Raw genomic sequence first — 16,888 nt, 5'->3', positions numbered from 1 at the left:
TAATTAACTACCAAGAGCCTCCTACGGCTTTATATAAGCGAATCAATGCCAAGCTATAATCAGCTTGTGCAGATAATAAGCTTTCCTGCGCGCTCAAGACTGAGCGCTGAGCATCTAACACATTTTGGAAATCCGCAGTGCCTGCGTTGTAACTAAGACGCGCTAGATTTTCAGCACTGCGCGCTAATTGCAGATTCTGCGCTAAAATCGGCTGCTGTTTTTGTAAAGCAGCGAGCGTGGCAAAGTTATTCGCCACATCTTGTAAAGCGCTGAGGATGGTCTTTTGGTAAGTGGCGACCGCTTGCTCATAAGCGGCATCGCGCACGACTACTTGCTGCTTTAAGCGCCCACCATCAAACAGTGGTGCACTGATCGAGGCCAAGAGTGAACGCGCCAAGCTATTAATATCCAATAAATCGCCTAGATTTTTACCCGTTAAACTTAAAGAGCCACCTAAATTAAAGCTTGGATTAAGATTGGCTTTTGCCTCCCCCATGCGTGCACTTGCCGCTGCGACTCGATATTCAGCCGCGCGTAAATCCGGACGTTGGCGTAAAGCATTGGCAGGGATTTCTGCGCTTAAACGCCGCGTCGCATTCGGAATCGGCTTAGCTACTTTTAAGCGTTGATCTAAAGCGGCTGGAGTTTTGCCGCTTAAGATGGCTAGTGCATATTTAGAGCGTGCCACAGTCCCTTCAAGTGCTGGAATTTGCGCTTGCGTCTGACCTAAACTCAGTTTGGATTGCTCAACTTCTAAGCCACTGGTTAAACCCGCTTGTTGACGCAAATTCGTCAGATTGACCGTTTCTTTGCGCGACTGACTATTCTGCTGAGCGACACCTAAACGCGCTTGGGCTAGGCGTAAATTCACATAAGCACTCGCCACTTCAGCGGCTAAAGAAGCTTTCACATCTTCATAACTGGCCTCTGCCGCTTTCACGTCACTTTGGGCAGCGGCACTCGCTAGACGATTCGCTCCGAAAATATCTAATTCCCAACTCGCATCCATCCCCGCTGAAAGGCTCGTCCCTGAACCATTGGCCGTCCGTGCTGAAGCACTCGAAGACAGGCTAGGTAATAAACTCGCGCCCGCAATGACACCTTGTGCGCGTGCTGATTTCACACTCGCTTTGGCAGAGGCTAAATCCGGATTAGCTTGCCAAGCGTCTTGAATCAAAGCAGTCATGAGTGGGTCATTAAACTTTTGCCACCACGCTGCTTGAATGGATGCACGCTGGGTTTTTGCAGTGGCTAATGAGTTATTGGCTGTTTGCACGGCTTGGGGTGTTTTGCTGGTTTCAGTCATCGGCGCACAAGCCACTAAAGCTAAACAAACTGATACGATTAGCACCGCTGGACGAAGTCGCAAGCTCATCAATTCAACCGCCATTAAATTAGTTTTTGATGAGGCTTAGTCTGCCTGAGATTGCTGTAAAGGTGGGTTAGAGGAATGTAAAAGTATGTAAAGATGCCCCAACCCAACTACTCACTGGGTTGGGGGATTAAGAAACTCTGGGCATAACTTATGCTTGATGCTTGCTCTTCGCTACATGGGCAGCAATGGCATCCATCAACACGGGTGACAAACAATCATAGGATTCTAAGCCTAGCTCATGAATCCGCCCACGAATGCTCGCCATATCGGTTGGCTTCGTACCTGATTCGATCAAGGACGATACAAAGGCTGCGAAATTCACCGGATCCCAGCCCTTCTGATCGGATAATTCAGTGTGAATGAAATCTAAGCCATAAAACGGATGACTCGTATCTTCAATGCGTCCATACATATGTGTGCCGCAGTCTTTGCAAGCATAGCGCTGAATCGTTTGGCTAGGGTCAACAATGCTTAGTTTAGACTCATGCGCAGTGACTTTGAGCTTATCTTTACTCACCACAGCGACTTGTGAGAATAAAACCCCTTTAGGCTTCCAGCATTGAGTACAACCGCAAATATGATTGTGAGCCGATTGCGCGGAGACTTGTACTTCAACCTTATCGGTGGGGCACAGACATTTCAAAGTACCACCACTAAAACCAGCTCCTGCTTTGGCGACCCCATTATCCACTTGTGGATGTAATTTGACATGACTATAGCGAATCGTGGGAGTATTAGACGTTGTGGGGGTATAAGTACTTGGAGCGGGCGGCGCTTCTGGAGCTTGCCCAACTAAGGCGGCTAACAGATTACTAAAATAGCTCATCATTCACTCTCCTCCGGGATTGAAGAAAACCCTTCCTAAAGCAATAGGATCTCAAAGGTGAACACCCTTGATTAGAGAGAGTATACACCTAATTTAGAATGAACATTCATTTCAGTCCAAAAATAGGCTATGGAATGATTATGGATACAAAAAATTCGTACTTTATGTATGTAGGTTACTTAAAGCAGTGAACTATTGAGCTTTATTGCCTTTAAGAAAAACAACAAGGCTCTAGTTCAGAGCCTTGTTAGTCAATCACTGAGCACGCTTATTTCAAGAAAATCTGTTGATAGGATTTATAAAACGCAGCGAGTAATAAGGGGAAAACGATTAACAAACCTAGACCGATTGGTAGAATGCCTAAGAGGATCAAGCCAAAGGCAGCTAGGCTATAGAGTAATAAAGGCACAATATTCCGTAAGCAAGCTGTCATGCTCATGCCTAAAGCTTTGAAAACCGGTACATCCTGCAAAGCTACTAGAGGAGTTGCAAACCATAACAGCATACTAATCACTGCAAAGCCGATGAAGCCCAATAACACAGCTAGTGATACCGCAGTGGAAGAGAAAGAAGATGGTAGATCCACAGTAGCGACATCTGCGCCATAAATCGCAAAAAAACTCCAAAACAGCACACCCAAGCAGGTAACTACTATCAACCACATGGCTAGATTTAAAGCGCCTAAGCCAAGTAACGGCGCAAACCTAGTAGAAAAGCCAGCGAATAGTGAGGAAAACTGCACCCGCTGACCTTGCTCTGCGCCTCTAAGTGCCATGAGCATGCCGCCTGCAAATACCGGACTCAGTAAAGTGGTAACGATCCCACCAATAAAAGGCAGAAAAGAAATCAAAATATTGAAAACCATCACTGTCAGCAGCATCAAAATCCACATGCCTAAATCGGGCTTCATCAAACCCCAGCCTTTACCTATCCACTTAAAGCCCATAACTGCCGGAACTGCACGTGGCTCAGCTAGCAATTGATAAGTAGCAAGCGGCTGCTCTGGCAAACGAACATTGGAACGTGGCGGCGAGTATGGATTGGCAAGTTCACTCATATGTTAAAATCCTTATTGTGTTTATAGGTGGGTTTTGAATTTAATAATGTCTGTAGCTTAAGCAAAAGCTTCTACAAGCATCTTAAATCAAAGGGCTTTTACGCTGTAACAGTTTTTCGACTTGCTGACGAATACCTTGCTGAACATCCGCCCAGAATTCGTCCTTATCCTCCCATTGGTTTAAGGGTTTGCCGTCCGTAGGCAGAGCGGTAATTTTACCAATCTCGAATTCACGCCAGTCATCAGTGGCACGAATAATTATGGGAATAACCTGATTGTGTTTTTGCTCGTAGCGCTTCAGTGCTTTTTCCATTTCAATACTAAAACAATAATCTGAGGCAAAGAAATTCCTACTGATTAGCAGTACCACCACATCAGCGACCTCTAGCCGCTGTAGAATTTGCTCATCCATTAACTCACCTGCAAACATTTGCCGATCATCCCAATACTCTAAAGGCAAGCGCCGTTTGATGTTTTTCAGGCAGAGTTCTAATTCTTTTTTATACGCTTCATCGGCGTGAGAATACGAAATAAACAGCTTAATGGTGTGATTCACTGGTTTAGTTTCCTCTAGCTGACGCTCAGTTGCGTCCGTTTCCTTGAGTTCTGGCAACAACACAGGCTGTGCGCCTGCTTGACTCAAGTATTCGGTATAGCGACGATGGGGGCTGATTGCCCTGACTAATTGACGCAAGACAACGACCAGTTGCTCGAGTCGATTGCCACGCAATTGAAAACGCAACCGGCCCTGAGTCGATTGCTATTTATTGCTGTATTCACACTCTAGCAGCACTTGACCTAGCTGAGTCTGGCAGAAAATCCCTGTACGCCACGGTTCGCTCTCATAGGTTTCGCCAAGACGCAGGACAAGGCGTTCAATAATGCTGCGGTGCAAGAAAGGATATTCGATGTCGAGTTGCCAATCCTCTCGACGAGTACTGCCCCATGCCGCCTTGGCTTTACTGCTCAAAGGTAATAAAGCAGGAATAATGAACTCTCGCTCAGCGAAGGGTTTATTGGCTTGAAAATTCTGATAGCGGTGTGGCTCGTAGCAAATACCACAGTTACGCATGAAATCAAGATAGATTTCCCGCTCAAGGCTATCGACTTCAGGTCAAATGAAGTGAGTATGTCGACCTTTGAAACAGCCTTTCAGATCATCTTCAATCAAGCTGCGCTGCTTTTGGGGGTCAAACACTCGATAAGCTGCCTGAATTACCCAATTCTGGTCAAGAATAAGCTGATCTTGGAAAGCACCAGCACGGTAAACAAGACTCCGGTTTTGTGTAGATAATTGGCAAACCAGCGAGGATCACTCACACCTGCCTTAATACAAAGTTGCTGGAACTGAGCGAAAGGAATCGCTTTTTCATCTAGGTGCTTTAACTCTTCTTGGACTTGCAGCCATGAGATCGGTAACTCTAAACAGATACGTGGCTTCAACTCCTCAAGCACCGACTCAATTGCACCGCGCAAAGCAGGTAACCCACGATACTGCATGGCAGAAATTTTTACATCCTGGCGAATTTGTTTAACCCCCGGCAGATCTGCAGTCAGCTCAGCGGGTCGGGCAGGTAAACGGTCGGAACGGTCAATCTGGTTTTTGACTAAAATCACTGCGCTATGTGGTGCAAGATCATGAATAGCCTCAAGCCAATAACTCACTGGGTGGCAGGTTTCATCAGCTTGCTCTTCGGTTGCTTCGGCCCATACTAATAAATACAAGCAATCATCTGAGAGGAATAGGCGATGAGTCGCATGATAAATTTCCTGCCCACCAAAATCCCAGACTTGTAAGGTGACTGGTTCCTCCTCCCCCGCCCAAGCTTGCTGAAGCTCTTTGATGACAATACCGTGGGTAGATTTGAAGTCTTCACTAGGAGCCTGCCTATGTTCTAGTGCATAAGCCAAGGTCATTTTGCCGACCCGACCATTGCCAACCAACTGTATCTTTAACTGCTGATGCTTAGCCGAGCCTTTGGACAGGTCTTGCCAGTAGTTTCTGAAATTATTTAAACAACCAGCATATATAAACTCTGAACCTTTGGTTTCTGTTAGGTTAGAAGGCACTCCGACTACTGGATTGCTCGACAAATTGAGCCTTTGTAGCTGCCCAGACATTACAAAACTATAAAGTATTGACACATCCTTAATGTGGTTATGATCACAGTCCAAAGTTTGCAAAGACCTCAAACCACTAATTGGACTTAGGTTAGAAATTTGATTATGCCTACAGTGTAAATATTGCAGAACAAACAAACTACGCAGTGGACTTAAATCAATAATTTGATTCATGGAGCAAGACAAAGTTTGCAAAAAAGACATTTCCCTAAGTGCACTTAGATCAATGATTTGGTTGCTACCACAACTCAAATACTCCAAAGCGTGCAGAGCGCTCAACGGACTCAAATCGCTGATCTGATTGCCCTCACAACTCAACCATTCCAAATGAAATAAACTCCTTAATGGACTCAAATCACGAATCTGATTATGGTCACAATCCAGTCTTTGCAAAGCCGTTAGACTACTTAATGAACTTAAATCACTGATCTGATTAACCATAGTTAGTTTACTCAGCGTATTCAGGTCAATCATTTGTGTGTTACTACAATTAAGCTTTTGCAGAGACAACAAACCACTCAGACGCATTTCACGGATATGGTTATTACTACAATCCAGCGTTTTTAAGGCAGGTAAATTAGTCAAGGTTAAATCAGTGACTTGATTATGGCCACACTTTAGGTACTGTAAAGACAGTAAACCATTTAATGGTTGCAACTCGCTGATCTGATTGTTCTCACAATCTAGCTTTTGCAAGGACAGCAAACTCTTTACAGGACTCAAATCACTGATCTGATTACTCCCGCAATTTAGCTTTTGCAAGGACAGCAAGCCACTTAGTGCACTCAAATCACTGATCTGATTACTCCAACAAGACAGATGTTGCAAGGACAGTAACCGACTTAGAGGACTCACGTCCTGAATCTGATTAATTCCACAAGAAAGCCATTGCAAAGACGACAAACCGCTTAATGGACTTAAATCCTGAAGCTGATTGCTCCAACAAGACAGATGTTGCAAGGACAATAAACTACTGAGTGCACTCAAGTCACTGATTTGATTAGAAGCACAATGTAGTCTTTGCAAGGACGTTAAACCACTCAGCGCACTCAAATCACTAATCTGATTATTTCCACAATCGAGTTCTCGCAACGACGATAAACCAGTCAGGGCACTTAAGTCGCTGATCCGGTTGTCACTACAGTTGAGTTTTTGTAAGCATGACAAGCCAATTAAAGCACTTAAGTTGCTGACTTGATTATCGCTACAATTGAGTTCTTGTAAGCATGACAATCCACTCAAAGCACTTAAGTCACTGATCTGATTGCGATCGCAGATAAATTTCGTTAGTTTGGTTAATCGCTGAATAGCTGGAGGAATGATTTGAATATTGCCTGTCGAAATTGCCCACCCTGATATATCCAAGCTTTCCAGCCAAGTTAGCTCAAACACCTGCTCTGGTATTTCTGTTATACCTACACAGCGCCACCTCAAATCCAATGATTTCCAACGAGTACGACGACAGTCTTCAATCTGTTTGAGAGCGATTTCTAAGGGAGTCATAGACATAAGCAGTTAAACAGCAGAGGGGATGTAGCGATAGTAACCGGAACAGTCAGCGCCTTCAAACCAATCATCTATTGCTTGATTAGAGAGGATTAACTGAAGGATGCTGTGTCTCCCGCACCCTTAATGCCCCAATATCAAAACTGAAAACCGCTTCTAATGTCTACCCGCATTGCTTAGCTATTTGTTTAGCCTTATGAATAAACAAAGTATCGGCAAAATCAGGAGGGTTAAGTTTACTTCCTCGGTAATTAATATTTTTTTATCTTGCTCAAACAATCGAGTTGCTAGCGGAGACTGAGCCTCATTCTCTTACAAAAGATGGCGCAACAATACATTGGTATCAATGGCGATCATTGAGCGCATCCTACAAGGACTCCTTGTCAGTAATCGCACTCCGTAGCTTGAGATGCTTTAAACTTCCAGTACTATTACCCCTGATTTTTTTAATCACCATCAACTTGCCTGCCATTGAATTCAAAAATTTCCACTTAATCACTGGGAAAAATACCCATTTGCTCACCCAGTAATTTGGGTAAAGTGACTTGGCGTTTGCTACTGACTTTATGCATGGTATGTGATCTGCTTGGTTTTACTTTTTAAGTGTAGTAAAACCATCTTTGCGCAACAAGTTGCTTGGCTTAACAAAATGTCTCTATGGATTGAGAAAAAACCTAATTAAGCCAACGCCTGCGCAGCAGACCGTCCAGCGACCATTGCGCTGGTCTGAGTCGTTTAGATGCAGCTTTTTACTGCTAAGCTGCTACAACCCAAGTACTTCCGCTAAGATAGACTTCCCTCTTTTATTCAGTGCAAACTTCAAAGCATGAGCATCAAACAAGAACAAGTCACCGGTGTCATTCTCGCAGGTGGGCAAGGTAGCCGCATGGGTGGTTTAGATAAGGGCTTGATTGAATGGCAAGGCCGTCCCTTGATTGAACATCTTATTACTGCTTTTCAAACTCAGCTAAGCAGTCTAGTGATTAATGCCAACCGCAATCAGGCTATTTATCAAAGCTACGGATTTCCGGTCATTAGTGACCAAACGCCTGAGCACCAAGGCCCGTTAGCAGGTCTTACGGCGGCAATGCATACGGTGAAAACGCCTTATATTCTCACGATTCCCTGTGATAGCTTTTATCTTGCCCCTGATTTTGCCGCACGCATGTTGCAGGCTTTGAATACCTTCAACGCGGATTTAGTGGTTGCACATGATGGTAAGCAATTACAGCCTACTTACGCTTTAGTCTCTGTAGCGTTACTGCCGAATTTGGAGGCATTTTTGGCACGTGGTGAGCGTCAATTACGCGCTTGGTATCAACAACAGCGCATGGCTACCGTGAACTGTAGTGATATTGCTATCATGTTCCAAAATATTAATACTCCCGCTCATTATCAAGCACTACAGGAAGGCCGCCTATGAGTTCAAGATCCATTCCTATCGTTGGTATTTGCGCATGGAGCGGCACCGGGAAAACGACATTAATTACTGCGCTTATTCCGCTGTTACGCGCCCAAGGTTTACGGGTGGCAGTGATCAAACATGCGCATCATAAGGTGGAGCTTGACCAACCCGGCAAAGATACCTTCCGTTTTCAAACCGCAGGTGCTGATCAAGTGATTTTGGCCTCACAGAAAACGCGAGCCGTGCTGTTTGAAAAGAGTGAAACCACCGAAGTTTCTTTAAAATCCGCTTTAGAACTGGTCAATCAAAATGCTATTGACTTGATTTTAGTGGAAGGTTTCAAGCATGAAACCCTACCGAAAATTGAAATCCACCGCCCTGCTCTTGGTAATCCTTTACTCTTTCCGAATGACCCACAAATCATTGCAATTGCGAGTGACACTCCACTTGATTTAGCCAATGCACAAATCACCCAATTAGATTTGCAGCAAGCCTCTACGATTGCAGCGTTTATTTTGGAGCAAGTAGTCGGACAGAAATCTCAAACTGCTACAGAGATTAACACTGCCCCAAGCTGTGCTGATGCGCGTGAGCCATTTAGCCTGTCCTTAGCAGAAGCACAGACCCGTATTATGGCAGCAATTACACCGATCAAAACGGTGATCAAACAATCGCTGCGTTTAGCCTTGGGTCAAGTGCTGGCTGAAAATGTTATCTCGCCCATTAATGTACCTGCCCATACGAACTCGGCTATGGACGGTTATGCTTTAGCCGGTGCTGATTTGCCAACAGATGCCATGAAAAGCCTCTCAATTGCAGGCACTGCCTTCGCAGGACATCCGTTTGAAACTGAATGCCCTGCAGATTCCTGTATACGCATTATGACGGGTGCGCCTATGCCGCTGGGTACGGATACCGTGGTGATGCAAGAGCACACTGAACTCGTGGATGCATCCACCGTAAGGATTGGCACGGGGCACAAGCAAGGTCAAAATGTGCGACTTCAAGGTGAGGATATTGCTCAAGGCCAAACCATACTTGAAGCGGGTCGACGTTTAATTCCGGCTGATTTAGGCCTGCTTGCCTCTTTGGGAATCGCTGAAGTAAAAGTCTATCGTGCACCGCGAGTCGCTTTTTTTTCAACGGGTGATGAGTTACGCTCAATCGGCGAGCCTTTGGATAAGGGCTGCGTATATGACAGTAATCGTTACACCTTGTTCGGGATGCTTAAAAACTTAGGTTTGGATATAGTGGACTTGGGTGTTGTTAAAGATCAGCCTGAAGCCCTGCAAGCTGCTTTTAAAATGGCGGCTGAAAGTGCCGATGTGGTCATCACTTCCGGTGGTGTTTCCGTAGGTGAAGCAGACTATACCAAACATATTCTCGATCAATTAGGCGAAATTGACTTCTGGAAAATTGCGATTAAGCCCGGTCGTCCACTCGCGTTTGGCAAACTAGGTGAAACCCTATTTTTTGGTTTGCCGGGTAATCCGGTAGCGGTCATGGTGACCTTCCAGCAAATCGTTCAACCTGCACTGTTATATTTAGCGGGAGAAACGGACTACCAGCCCTTAGTCGTACAAGCGCGATCTGCACAGAAACTAACAAAGAAACCGGGACGCACCGAATTTTTGCGGGCTATTTACGAGCAAGACCCCGCTAGTGGCTTGATAGTATGCACCACGGGCGCACAAGGCTCAGGCATACTCATGTCCATGAGTCGTGCTAATTGCTACCTTATTTTAGATGAGGATAATGCAGGCGTGGAACAAGGCGATTGGGTGAAAGTGCAACCTTTTAAAACCTAAAAGATTGCACTTGAATAAGCGTTTAAGCGAGTTTAGCTTGTAAGAAACTGAGGATTTCAGCACTAGCCACGTGTTCGGCTTCACCACCTTGACGCGCTTTATACTCTAAGTTACCCGTTTGCAAACCACGGTCAGAAATAACCACCCGATGTGGAATCCCCATCAGCTCATGATCTGCAAACATAGCACCGGGGCGCATATCACGATCATCGAGCAGTACTTCAATTCCGGCTGCTTGCAATTGGGTGTGTAAAGCTTCTGCGGCTTGTGCGACTGCCTCGGATTTACGCATATTCAAAGGTACAATCGAAACTTGAAACGGTGCCATCGCTTTCGGCCAGATAATCCCGGCTTCGTCGTAGTTTTGCTCAATCGCAGCCGCTACGACACGAGTCACACCAATCCCATAGCAGCCCATCAGCATGGTTTGTGCTTTGCCATTTTCATCTAACACGGTGGCATTCATGGTTTCAGAATATTTTTTACCGAGTTGGAACACATGCCCCACTTCAATCCCACGCACAATGGAGAGTGTACCTTTACCATCAGGGCTTGGGTCACCTGCTTTTACATTGCGTAGATCAGCGACCTTGGGCAAAGGTAAATCACGTTCCCAGTTAATCCCAAAGAAGTGATAATCCTCAATATTCGCACCTGCGCCAAAATCACTCATCACTGCCACGGTACGATCTGCGATCACTGGAATGGGGCAATTCACTGGGCCTAAAGAACCAGGGCCTGCTCCCATGACTGAGCGCACCTCTTCTTCAGTCGCCATGCGTAACGGCTTGGCCACTTCGGGTTGCTGTTCAGCTTTAATTTCATTCAGCTCATGATCACCACGAATTAATAAGGCGACAAACTTTGCTTCACTTTCTGCAGAGGCTTCGACGATTAAAGTCTTAATGGTCTTTTCAATGGGTAACTGGAAATTATCGACCAAGGCTTGAATCGTTTTAGTATTCGGCGTATGCACTTTATGCATTGCTTGGCTAGGTGCAGGGCGTTCACCCGTTGGCGCTAAGGCTTCCGCTTTTTCAATATTCGCTGCGTAATCGCTAGCATCCGAAAACACAATGTCATCCTCACCAGAGGAGGCCAACACATGGAATTCGTGCGAACCGCTGCCACCAATCGAACCATTATCTGCAGCCACAGGGCGGAAACTCAAACCTAAGCGCTCGAAAATACGGCAATAGGCTGCGTACATCGCGTCATAAGTTGCTTGCAAAGAGTCTTGGGTTAAATGGAAAGAATAAGCATCCTTCATAATAAATTCGCGTGAACGCATTACCCCAAAGCGTGGGCGGATTTCATCACGAAATTTAGTTTGAATTTGATAATAGTTAACGGGTAGTTGCTTATAGCTATTTAGCTCCCGACGCATTAAATCGGTGATGATTTCTTCATGGGTTGGCCCTACACAAAACTCACGCTCATGTCGATCTTTAACTCGCAATAATTCAGGGCCATATTGTTCCCAACGGCCTGACTCTTGCCACAGTTCAGCGGGTTGAATCGCAGGCATTAAGACTTCAACAGCACCGGCCTTATCCATTTCCTCGCGCACAATCGCTTCGACTTTATGCAAGACACGTAAACCATACGGCATCCAAGTATAAAGTCCTGAAGCCGTGCGGCGAATCAGACCAGCACGTAGCATTAGTTGATGGCTAATGACTTCAGCATCAGCAGGCGTCTCACGTAGAGTGGACAAAGGAAATTGAGATACACGCATCGACTTAAAATCCGTTATTAAATGCAGCAAAAAACAAAACCGCAGAAGGCGGTTGGAGTAGAAACATGATAGCGCGGAATCGGTGAGCTGTCAGCGCGTAGACCTTGGATTCCAGCCAAAAACCCTAAACACTGCTCTTGGATAACCCTACCGCTTATCCTGATTTTTCATGCACCCGCTCTGTAGAGAAATTTAAAACTAATTAAATTAGCTAAGCTTAAAAACAAAGGAATTTTAAAAGATAGGGAATATAACAATGCAAATATCTGGAGTTTCTACGAAGAGGGATATATACCCAGCTAGGGGATTCGCTACTCCCCAACAATCACTGGTTGATAACTTCACTAGCTTTTTTAAAGCGCCCGTGGAAAGTATTATCAAGCCTTTACTCGATGCTACGATACAATCAGTTGAAGCCTCAGACCCCACTACTGAACTACAAGCACAAATTGATAATGCTACTGAAGGTAGCACCTTGGTAGTACCGTCTGGTAACTATGAAACGATTACTATCAATAAAAGCATTACTTTAAATGGGCAAGAGCCACCGCCAAACATAAAAAGAATTAATGCTTCCAATATTTCACAACTAACCTTGGATCACTTAGATATTGGAAATAAAGACTTAAACTCTGCGCAAGTTAGAGCATTACCTGAGTCTGAGACGGGTATTCGTGTCGTGCTGAGTGATAAACCCACGACCATAAACATCACTAATACACAGATCTCCGGGGTGGCTGATGGAATTAGCATTAGTAGCCATAAGCCTTCAGAGCAGACTGCACATCAAAAGATTACTATTGATAATAATACGATTTCAAATATCCAGCGTGATGGCATTATCTTGAAAAATATTGGTCAGTACACGATTAGTAACAACGATATTCATAGCATTCACCCCAACTACGAGCCAATCCCTTATGAGCAATTAAAAAAGACCAGCAAAGCACCCGATGCAGCGGTCACACTGCCTAATGGAGTTTTAGCCCAACATGCTGACGGTATTCAAGTCACGAATGCCAAAGGTGGCAACATTCGCAATAATGAACTCAGTATAGGGAATGGCACTTGGTATCAAGCCATTAATGTGCATCATGAAGCGGATAGTCCTTATAGAAATACCTCCCCTAAAGTGCCTAAAGACAACCAACCGATATCTGTTTTTATTGTTGGCAATACCATTGAGAATAATCATGACTTTGCGATTAATGCTCAGCACTATACCGATATACATGAAATTGATAACTCATTCAGAATAAAGCAAACCGGCAATAGACTACCAGTCGAAAAAATGGGCTTTAAAAAATGAAGTATTTAGCGATTAACTTTATGAAGATAGCATGTATACTCTCATTAAGTACAAATATTTTTGCCTCTAATCATATTTGCTCTAAAAAAATACCTCTTACTAACAAATACCCTACTCAATACAATATAATGACTCAAAAAGCAATAGAGTTACAAAATTATGATAACCAGCAACAGGAGAATAAATACTATCCATCTAATCTAACAAAAAAACAAAGTCAAAAATATTTAATTGACCTATTTCACAAAAATCCAGTAGATAAATTAGACCCTGCTATATTACGCTACGCTATTGGTAGCTGTGACCTTGAAAACATAGCCATTTATCTTGATCATGGGCTATCCTTACACTGCTATACCCAAGAAGGCCAAGGTAATATCATTGGATTTTTAAGTAATTGTCGCAAACCTAATGAAATAGAGCGAAATCAGGCTCTAGAACGACTCTTACAAGTCGGAGCTAATCCCAATGAAGGCAAGAAAGACTTAGAGCGCGATGCCGCAGGCACTTACCCGATTGCCGATGCGACTCAAGCCTGTGATACCAGTATGCTCGATATTCTCCTCCGCTATGGCGCTAATCCCAATCTTAAAACCAAAGGCGAAGAATATTTCCCTATTCTTAATATTTGTAGTACGAATCGTAACTACTCTGGCTTAGGATTACCCCCTGAACTGGACTATCCTCCTACACGAACGATGCCTTTAGCTCATATCTTACAAAGTCTCATAGAACATGGTGCTGACCCCAATACGATTTATATCACCGATGATGAACGTAATTTCGCCAATCAAGATCAGGATAAGGTTTTAAAAAAGGCCTGTTCTGGTCAAGATAAAAACGCCAAAAGTGTTTATGACCTTTATACTCAAGAATTCACAGAGGCTAAAGTCCAAGGCGATCCTGTAAAAATCAGTAATTACCAAAAGCTTATGGATATACTCGTAAAATATGAAGCGAAACCCTTGATTGATCTTTGTCAGACTTTGAAGGATGAGTAAAGACTAAAAGCCTCCAACTAGAACAGCAGCATTCGCAATAATGAACTCAGTATAGGTAATGGCACTTGGTATCAAGCCATTAATGTGCATCATGAAGCGGATAGTCCTTATAGAAATACCTCCCCTAAAGTGCCTAAAGATCAGCAACCGATACCTGTTTTTATTATTAATAATACCATTGAGAATAATCATGACTTTGCGATTAATGCTCAGCATCTTGAAAAAACCCAGACTGATCCAAATATTCTACAGACACGAGAATTATAAAATAGAGGTCGTGTTAAGAATATGACAGTGAGAAAGCTACAGATGGATGTGAAAAAATGAAAAAACTCCTTAGCACTCTTATACTATCCACAATACATACTAATACATTTGCATTTGATGCTCACTGTACTAGCATACAACTATTAACTAGCAAATATCCTCATCAATATAATATATCTACTCAGAAAGCTATAGAACTACAAACATATAAATACCATCTGGAATCAGAAAAATTCTACCCTTTTCCTTTGACACGTGAGCAGAGTCAAAAACATCTAATAGATTTATTAGAAAAAACACCGATCAATCAAATTGATCCCAGTATTTTAATACATGCTATTGGCACTTGTGACTTTGAGAATATCAATATCTATCTTAATTATGGACTTTCTCTACGGTGCTACACTCAAGAAGGTGATAGTAATCTACTTAACTTTCTTACCGCTTGCCGTATTCAAGGCGAGGCTCAACGCAATCAAGTACTAGAACGCCTCTTACAAGTCGGAGCTAATCCCAATGAAGGCAAGAAAGACTTAGAGCGCGATGCCGCAGGCACTTACCCGATTGCCGATGCGACTCAAGCCTGTGATACCAGTATGCTCGATATTCTCCTCCGCTATGGCGCTAATCCCAATCTTAAAACCAAAGGCGAAGAATATTTCCCTATTCTTAATATTTGTAGTACGAATCGTAACTACTCTGGCTTAGGATTACCCCCTGAACTGGACTATCCTCCTACACGAACGATGCCTTTAGCTCATATCTTACAAAGTCTCATAGAACATGGTGCTGACCCCAATACGATTTATATCACCGATGATGAACGTAATTTCGCCAATCAAGATCAGGATAAGGTTTTAAAAAAGGCCTGTTCTGGTCAAGATAAAAACGCCAAAAGTGTTTATGACCTTTATACTCAAGAATTCACAGAGGCTAAAGTCCAAGGCGATCCTGTAAAAATCAGTAATTACCAAAAGCTTATGGATATACTCGTAAAATATGAAGCGAAACCCTTGATTGATCTTTGTCAGACTTTGAAGGATGAGTAAAGACTAAAAGCCTCCAACTAGAACAGCAGCATTCGCAATAATGAACTCAGTATAGGTAATGGCACTTGGTATCAAGCCATTAATGTGCATCATGAAGCGGATAGTCCTTATAGAAATACCTCCCCTAAAGTGCCTAAAGATCAGCAACCGATACCTGTTTTTATTATTAATAATACCATTGAGAATAATCATGACTTTGCGATTAATGCTCAGCATTTTAGGGAAATTAACACGATACCAAATAGTATTAACTCTATTACATTAGAAACTCAAAGACCTAAAAAAGAAAACATGGAAATTAGAAAAAAACAATTAGGAGCCAATCAATGAATCATTATCAATACTATTTAATAATTTTAATTTTTTTATTTTCGTTCTTTGCTTATGCTGAGGATTGCTCAAAAATTCACTATAGAAAAGATGAATCTATTAAACAATTTAACTTACCAACACTAAAAGCACTAGAGCTACAGGAGTGGAATAATCCTCATGTAACTAAGGTTTATTATCCAATACCTATGAATAAGACAAAAAGCCAAGAATATCTTGTAGAATTGCTTGCAGAGAATCCTTCATCCGCTTTTCATCCCACAGTATTTTTGAATGCCATTGCCGATTGTGACAACATAACTATTCAACGCTATATTCAACATGGTTTGAATTTACATTGTTATAATCAAGAAGGTAGTTCTAATATTCTTAGCTGGTTTCAACATTGTAGACCCCCAAGAATGTCTGACTCAGCGCGCGATCAAGCGATGGAAATGGTCTTACAAGCGGGCGTTAACCCTAATGAAGGCGATAAGAACTTAGAGCGTGATGCCGCAGGCACTTATCCTCTCTCAATAGCCATTGATCGTTGTGATGTGAGAATGTTAGATACACTTCTAAAGTATCAAGCTAATCCTAATCTTAAAACTAAAGGCGAAGAATACTTCCCCATTTTCAATATTTGTGGTGCCAGCCGTGGATACTCTAGTCTAGGACTCCCCCCAGAATTGAAGTACTCCCCTACACGAACGATGCCTTTAGCTCATATCTTACAAAGTCTCATAGAACATGGTGCTGACCCCAATACGATTTATATCACCGATGATGAACGTAATTTCGCCAATCAAGATCAGGATAAGGTTTTAAAAAAGGCCTGTTCTGGTCAAGATAAAAACGCCAAAAGTGTTTATGATCTTTATGCTCATGAATTCGCTGAAGCTAAAATAGAGGGTGACCCGGTTAAAATTGACAACTTCCAGAAGCTATTCGATGTATTACTGAAGTACGAAGCTAAACCATTGATTGATCTTTGCAATAGCATAGAGTCAAGCAAGCCAGCACCTAAAAATAAGCATTAAAGAACGTCCCTCTTGAAATCCTTCAGACTGCCCACATTAGTTGACTAAATCAGTAGGAGTTACAGCGGGTAGCTCCA

Annotated in this window: 15 protein-coding genes; 8 read left to right on the top strand and 7 right to left on the bottom strand. The window is 43.2% G+C overall.

Features of this window, described 5'->3' with window-relative positions; translation table 11 throughout:
- Window positions 1-7: 7 nt before the first annotated feature.
- From Q0307_RS14930 to Q0307_RS14905, 6 genes are all read right to left on the bottom strand, one after another.
- A complete protein-coding gene (locus tag Q0307_RS14930; RefSeq protein WP_298661615.1) occupies window positions 8-1,375 on the bottom strand; it encodes an efflux transporter outer membrane subunit in 1,368 nt (455 codons plus the stop codon).
- Window positions 1,376-1,523: 148 nt separating this feature from the next.
- The gene (gene gfa / locus Q0307_RS14925; RefSeq protein ID WP_298661613.1) at window positions 1,524-2,204 is read right to left on the bottom strand and encodes an S-(hydroxymethyl)glutathione synthase; all 681 of its coding nucleotides are present in this window, start codon (window positions 2,202-2,204) and stop codon (window positions 1,524-1,526) included.
- A 265-nt stretch (window positions 2,205-2,469) separates the two neighbouring features.
- A complete protein-coding gene (locus Q0307_RS14920; RefSeq protein WP_298661612.1) occupies window positions 2,470-3,258 on the bottom strand; it encodes a BPSS1780 family membrane protein in 789 nt (262 codons plus the stop codon).
- Window positions 3,259-3,340: 82 nt separating this feature from the next.
- The gene (locus Q0307_RS14915; RefSeq protein WP_298661611.1) at window positions 3,341-4,000 is read right to left on the bottom strand and encodes a TIR domain-containing protein; all 660 of its coding nucleotides are present in this window, start codon (window positions 3,998-4,000) and stop codon (window positions 3,341-3,343) included.
- 18 nt (window positions 4,001-4,018) lie between these two features.
- A complete protein-coding gene (locus tag Q0307_RS14910) occupies window positions 4,019-4,345 on the bottom strand; it encodes a COR domain-containing protein (RefSeq protein WP_298661637.1) in 327 nt (108 codons plus the stop codon).
- A gap of 128 nt (window positions 4,346-4,473) precedes the next feature.
- Window positions 4,474-6,888: a leucine-rich repeat domain-containing protein gene (locus Q0307_RS14905; protein ID WP_298661610.1), complete on the bottom strand. Its 2,415-nt coding sequence runs from the start codon at window positions 6,886-6,888 to the stop codon at window positions 4,474-4,476.
- Window positions 6,889-7,711: 823 nt separating this feature from the next.
- Between Q0307_RS14905 and mobA the strand changes: the two genes are divergently transcribed.
- Both mobA and Q0307_RS14895 read left to right on the top strand, forming a co-directional pair.
- On the top strand, window positions 7,712-8,308 hold the full coding sequence (gene mobA / locus Q0307_RS14900) for a molybdenum cofactor guanylyltransferase MobA (protein ID WP_298661609.1): 597 nt from the start codon (window positions 7,712-7,714) through the stop codon (window positions 8,306-8,308).
- Window positions 8,305-10,098: a bifunctional molybdopterin-guanine dinucleotide biosynthesis adaptor protein MobB/molybdopterin molybdotransferase MoeA gene (locus Q0307_RS14895; protein ID WP_298661608.1), complete on the top strand. Its 1,794-nt coding sequence runs from the start codon at window positions 8,305-8,307 to the stop codon at window positions 10,096-10,098. The genes mobA and Q0307_RS14895 overlap by 4 nt, the downstream gene beginning before the upstream one ends.
- Window positions 10,099-10,120: 22 nt before the next feature.
- Here the strand turns inward: Q0307_RS14895 and Q0307_RS14890 are convergent, their stop codons facing one another.
- On the bottom strand, window positions 10,121-11,836 hold the full coding sequence (locus tag Q0307_RS14890; RefSeq protein ID WP_298661607.1) for a proline--tRNA ligase: 1,716 nt from the start codon (window positions 11,834-11,836) through the stop codon (window positions 10,121-10,123).
- A gap of 364 nt (window positions 11,837-12,200) precedes the next feature.
- On the opposite strand from Q0307_RS14890, the gene Q0307_RS14885 reads away from it, so the two are divergent.
- From Q0307_RS14885 to Q0307_RS14860, 6 genes are all read left to right on the top strand, one after another.
- Window positions 12,201-13,145 carry a hypothetical protein gene (locus Q0307_RS14885; RefSeq protein WP_298661606.1) on the top strand — a complete coding sequence of 315 codons (945 nt, stop codon included), beginning with the start codon at window positions 12,201-12,203 and terminating at the stop codon, window positions 13,143-13,145.
- Complete coding sequence (locus Q0307_RS14880; RefSeq protein WP_298661605.1) at window positions 13,142-14,146, top strand: hypothetical protein; 1,005 nt, start codon at window positions 13,142-13,144, stop codon at window positions 14,144-14,146. Before Q0307_RS14885 ends, Q0307_RS14880 begins: the two co-directional genes overlap by 4 nt.
- Before the next feature lie 84 nt (window positions 14,147-14,230).
- Window positions 14,231-14,413: a hypothetical protein gene (locus tag Q0307_RS14875; protein ID WP_298661604.1), complete on the top strand. Its 183-nt coding sequence runs from the start codon at window positions 14,231-14,233 to the stop codon at window positions 14,411-14,413.
- A 248-nt stretch (window positions 14,414-14,661) separates the two neighbouring features.
- On the top strand, window positions 14,662-15,462 hold the full coding sequence (locus Q0307_RS14870; RefSeq protein WP_298661603.1) for a hypothetical protein: 801 nt from the start codon (window positions 14,662-14,664) through the stop codon (window positions 15,460-15,462).
- Window positions 15,463-15,546: 84 nt separating this feature from the next.
- The gene (locus Q0307_RS14865; protein WP_298661601.1) at window positions 15,547-15,792 is read left to right on the top strand and encodes a hypothetical protein; all 246 of its coding nucleotides are present in this window, start codon (window positions 15,547-15,549) and stop codon (window positions 15,790-15,792) included.
- Complete coding sequence (locus Q0307_RS14860) at window positions 15,789-16,811, top strand: hypothetical protein (RefSeq protein WP_298661600.1); 1,023 nt, start codon at window positions 15,789-15,791, stop codon at window positions 16,809-16,811. The genes Q0307_RS14865 and Q0307_RS14860 overlap by 4 nt, the downstream gene beginning before the upstream one ends.
- Window positions 16,812-16,888 lie beyond the last annotated feature (77 nt).

Origin of the sequence: uncultured Thiothrix sp., assembly GCF_937873765.1 — a bacterium.
In the GTDB taxonomy this organism is placed as follows: Bacteria; Pseudomonadota; Gammaproteobacteria; order Thiotrichales; family Thiotrichaceae; genus Thiolinea.
This window is presented reverse-complemented; position numbering and strand designations above follow the sequence as displayed.

Excerpts from the sequence above, each read along its gene's own strand:
- Q0307_RS14930 (WP_298661615.1), bottom strand. The coding sequence starts at position 1,375 with ATGAGCTTGCGACTTCGTCCAGCGGTGCTAATCGTATCAGTTTGTTTA.
- gfa (WP_298661613.1), bottom strand. The coding sequence starts at position 2,204 with ATGATGAGCTATTTTAGTAATCTGTTAGCCGCCTTAGTTGGGCAAGCT.
- Q0307_RS14920 (WP_298661612.1), bottom strand. The coding sequence starts at position 3,258 with ATGAGTGAACTTGCCAATCCATACTCGCCGCCACGTTCCAATGTTCGT.
- Q0307_RS14905 (WP_298661610.1), bottom strand. The coding sequence starts at position 6,888 with ATGTCTATGACTCCCTTAGAAATCGCTCTCAAACAGATTGAAGACTGT.
- mobA (WP_298661609.1), top strand. The coding sequence starts at position 7,712 with ATGAGCATCAAACAAGAACAAGTCACCGGTGTCATTCTCGCAGGTGGG.
- Q0307_RS14895 (WP_298661608.1), top strand. The coding sequence starts at position 8,305 with ATGAGTTCAAGATCCATTCCTATCGTTGGTATTTGCGCATGGAGCGGC.
- Q0307_RS14890 (WP_298661607.1), bottom strand. The coding sequence starts at position 11,836 with ATGCGTGTATCTCAATTTCCTTTGTCCACTCTACGTGAGACGCCTGCT.
- Q0307_RS14880 (WP_298661605.1), top strand. The coding sequence starts at position 13,142 with ATGAAGTATTTAGCGATTAACTTTATGAAGATAGCATGTATACTCTCA.
- Q0307_RS14860 (WP_298661600.1), top strand. The coding sequence starts at position 15,789 with ATGAATCATTATCAATACTATTTAATAATTTTAATTTTTTTATTTTCG.